This window comes from Paraglaciecola sp. (assembly GCF_030730205.1).
GTDB lineage: Bacteria > Pseudomonadota > Gammaproteobacteria > Enterobacterales > Alteromonadaceae > Paraglaciecola.
The window spans coordinates 1-3,775 of the sequence record NZ_JANQVQ010000122.1; the positions used below are offsets into that span (position 1 = coordinate 1).

At 44.2% G+C, this 3,775-nt stretch carries 3 protein-coding genes; 2 read left to right on the forward strand and 1 reads right to left on the reverse strand.

Annotated features, from left to right (window positions below):
* Window positions 1–81 precede the first annotated feature (81 nt).
* Both NWQ57_RS08690 and NWQ57_RS08695 read left to right on the forward strand, forming a co-directional pair.
* A complete protein-coding gene (locus NWQ57_RS08690) occupies window positions 82–1,236 on the forward strand; it encodes a glycosyltransferase family 4 protein (protein ID WP_306021755.1) in 1,155 nt (384 codons plus the stop codon).
* Window positions 1,233–2,696, forward strand: a complete 1,464-nt coding sequence (locus tag NWQ57_RS08695; protein ID WP_306021756.1) for an oligosaccharide flippase family protein — start codon at window positions 1,233–1,235, stop codon at window positions 2,694–2,696. The genes NWQ57_RS08690 and NWQ57_RS08695 overlap by 4 nt, the downstream gene beginning before the upstream one ends.
* On the opposite strand, the gene NWQ57_RS08700 is transcribed toward NWQ57_RS08695, so the two are convergent.
* Window positions 2,671–3,744: a right-handed parallel beta-helix repeat-containing protein gene (locus tag NWQ57_RS08700; RefSeq protein WP_306021757.1), complete on the reverse strand. Its 1,074-nt coding sequence runs from the start codon at window positions 3,742–3,744 to the stop codon at window positions 2,671–2,673. The two genes, NWQ57_RS08695 and NWQ57_RS08700, sit on opposite strands and share 26 nt — an antisense overlap.
* Between the last annotated feature and the right edge of the window lie 31 nt (window positions 3,745–3,775).

The following is a 3,775-nucleotide window of genomic DNA, read 5'->3' on the forward strand; positions in this document are numbered from 1 at the left end:
TATTTGTCGAGACTCTGCTTTTTTTAAGCAATTTCCGATTAAACAATATGATGTATTAGGGCGTTTTGAGAGAGCTAAATTGTGAAAAGAAAGATCCTAGTATTGACTGAAAATTTTCCACCACTTTCTGGAGGAAGTGGTAGGTGGTTTTGGGAACTTTATTCACGTTTACCCAGAGATTCGTTTATTATTGTCGCAGATCAAACGGTTGAAGCTGCAGAATTTGATCGTAGCCACAACCTCAACATAATTCGTATGCCTTTAAAATCCACTGAATGGGGTTTTAAAAGTCTTATCGGGATTAAATTCTATTGGCGCACAGTGCAGAAAATAAGAGCCATTATCAAACAGCAAGGCATTACTCATATTCATTGTGGACGAGTCATACACGAAGGCGTTACAGCCTGGTTGCTTAAACTATTAACAGGCACGCCCTATTTGTGCTTTGTACACGGCGAAGACGTTGAAACTGCCGCCACGAGTCGCGAACACAACTTGATGGTTAGACAGGTCTGTAAACAGGCTACCAAGCTTATTTGTAACAGTCATAACAGCGCTAACATTGTTAAGCGCCTGGGTTATGCAAGTAGCCAAAAAATCCACGTTCTGCATCCCGGTGTTGACGCTTCAGTTTTTGTTCCGGCACAAGAAGATGACGCTTTTAAAAAACAGATGGGATGGTGTGGACGTAAGGTGGTTATCACGGTCGGCAGGTTGCAAGAGCGCAAAGGGCAAGACATGATGATACGTGCAGCTGCCCTGTTAAAAGAACGCTTCCCGGAATTGTTATACGTCATAATTGGACGAGGGGACTGCCTTGCTAACTTGAAAACCCTGGTGATGGAATTGCAAATGCAACAACATGTGCAATTTCTGACCAAAGCCAGCGATGCCCAGATGATCCAATGTTATCAACAATGCGATATTTTTATCCTGCCAAATCGAACCATAGGCAATGACATTGAAGGGTTTGGCATGGTTCTGGTGGAAGCACAAGCCTGCGGTAAACCGGTGATTGCAGGTGATTCAGGCGGTACCAAAGAAACAATGAGCCTGAACAAAAGCGGATACGTCATTGATTGTACTGATCCCAGTAACATAGCAACGACAGTGGCTACATTACTCGCCGAGCCGACGCGTTGCCTCGAAATGGGTGAGGCGGGCCGCCAACATGTTGAGTCTGAGTTAGACTGGCTGGCGCATGTGCAAAAGGCTGAGTTGCTGTTTAGTTCATGATAGCGGCGAAAGGTCTGCTGGGCAGCGCCGCTTTTTCTAGTGGAGCGACGTTTCTTAGCCGCGTTATCGGCTTATTTAGTACTCTTTTACTCGCTCGTATCCTTACACCAAGTGACTTTGCCATGATAGCGATTATCGCTATCGTGCTGCATTTATTTGATATTCTGTCGCACACGGGATCTGAACCTTACATAGTACAAAAATCAACTGTGCAAGAGGCTGATCTCAATACCGCCTGGACCTTAGACATTCTGTTAAAAACGGCTATGTTTGCGGTTTTGCTCGTTATAGCGCCATTTGTTGCCAGTTTTTTTGAGCAGGCCCATCTGAGTGTCGCCCTGCAAGTTGCTGCCGTAGCGCTGGTTATTAACGCATTAAAAAATCCCGGATTATTACTTCTCAAAAGAGAATTGGACTACAAACGCGTTTTTTATTTATCACTGATACAGCGCATAGTGAGTTTTGTCACAGTGGTGTTGGTGGCATTGAACTGGCAAAGTTATTGGGCCTTTGTGATTGCCGATATCGCAGGTGCCTTGGTCTTTACTGTGGGCTCATATGCTGTGCATCATTTTCGTCCATCGCCCGGTTTGTATAAGGTGGCTGTTCAGTGGCAATTTTCTCGATGGCTGCTAGGCAAAAGCATCATAGGCTACTGCCGCTCGCAAATAGATACGGTAATCGTTGCTAAATTCTTCAGTGTGGGGCAACTGGGTAATTATCATATGGCCAGAGATGTTGCGATGTTACCCGGACATAACTTATTAGGCCCCGCGATAGAGCCGCTGCTGGCAAACTTTAAAGACTACAAGTCTTTGCCTGATGAGCTGGGTGTTCGGGTAAGTAAGTCTCTGTGTATCGTGGCTCTTATCGTTGTGCCTATTACCGCCTATATGGCGAGTTACCCACAAGTCATAGTTGATGTATTACTGGGTGTGCAGTGGCAATTAGCCGGGGAAATATTAGGTATTATGTCCTGGTTATTTTTTTATTATTGTTTTCTGTTAGTAATAGAAAGTGCGTTAACGGCAGTAGGAAAGGTAAGAAGCATATTTATGTTTGATATGCTGAGTTTAATTTTGATTGCGGGCTGTTTAATCGCTTATTTGCAAGTATCACATGACTTACATGCACTACTGGTACTAAGGGTTTTAGTGGGCATAGCCTCAACCTTAATTATTGGCATTGCCTTACATCGATACGTACCCCTGCGCTTTTGGCGTATTGGCGGGGCACTAATTTTTGCTGCGGTTTTATCTTTAATTGCCCTTTATCTGGCCCACTTATTACAAAACGTATTGCTTGTTGGCCCGTTGGCTCAACTGCTTCTCAGTGGCGCAACTTTTTGTTTTACCTACCTGGCTTTATTGCTGGTATTTTTACCTCTGTGTTTGGGCACCAATTTGCGCGCGATGTTAATTGAATATCGGCAGCTTAAAAATGCTCGATCAGATACTTAATTTTACTCTGGAGCTCTTCAAACAAACTCGCTTTTTCGTTAGCAATCAGTACTGCCTGACCGCCGTCTCTGGACGTTATGGCTCTGTTAGTAATGTTGTCTCTGATAATGACGTTATTGGTTGCTGCAAAACGGTATTCAATGGCATTAGGGTAAGACGTTTCGAAAAAGATAATATTGTTGATTACTTGAATATCAGGACTTGCTTCCAAGGCGATACCCACATCACCAAATTTATGGTTTAGATTGGCGCGACTGATCACATTTTTTTCTATTAGTCCGCCCAGGGTTTGATTGGCGATATCTTCGCCCAAGCCAAAGCCGATACCGCGGTCACAATTTTGTATGGTATTGTTTTTTACTGTAATGTTTTCGCTCTTACGCCAAAAGTGAATAGCATGTTCGGCCACATGTGAACCGGGGCTGGCGATATTTTTAAAGGTATTGCTGTTCACTTGCCAGTTTTTTGCACGATGGGCATCTATTCCCCCAATGTAAAATTGTGGGCCAATGCCAGCAGAATATTCAAACAAGCAATTTTCTATCAAGCCATCGTCTGAAAAGGGCGCGTTTTGCTCAGATGATGAAGATACTTTTAGAAGTTGTTCATAGGAATCGCGTAAGACACAATCTGACAAACTAAAGTTATCGGCGTTGTCTTCTGCCCGCACCTGGATGAGGTGGTTAGCTGTGCGCTCCAGGGTTATGCCAGAGATAGTGATGTTCGAGCCACTGATGTCAACTAGTACCTCTGTGCCACTTTCGCGTTTTTTCATGCCGTGCCCCCTTAAAACTACTGAGGACGGGTTGCCAGAAACCGAGCGTAATCGAATATGAGAGCCAGTGAATCGCAGTCGTTGATTAATTTGGTAGTGCCCGTCGGCAAGCACAATGTCTGCGTCACCACCGGATTGATTGGCTTGTTGTAAGGCCTTATTCAGCTCACTGACGGTTGCTACATGCTTGGTTTGAGCAAATATCTCAGGTGCACCATGAGCAAATTGCTGCAGGCTTAAACACAGGCTTAGTGCAATAAGTCGTCTTATCATGGCTTAAGGCAGCCTGCTTTTTATTATTTTG

Bases quoted from the DNA above. Each gene is read 5' to 3' on its own strand.
- NWQ57_RS08695 (WP_306021756.1), top strand. From the start codon at position 1,233: ATGATAGCGGCGAAAGGTCTGCTGGGCAGCGCCGCTTTTTCTAGTGGA.
- NWQ57_RS08700 (WP_306021757.1), bottom strand. From the start codon at position 3,744: ATGATAAGACGACTTATTGCACTAAGCCTGTGTTTAAGCCTGCAGCAA.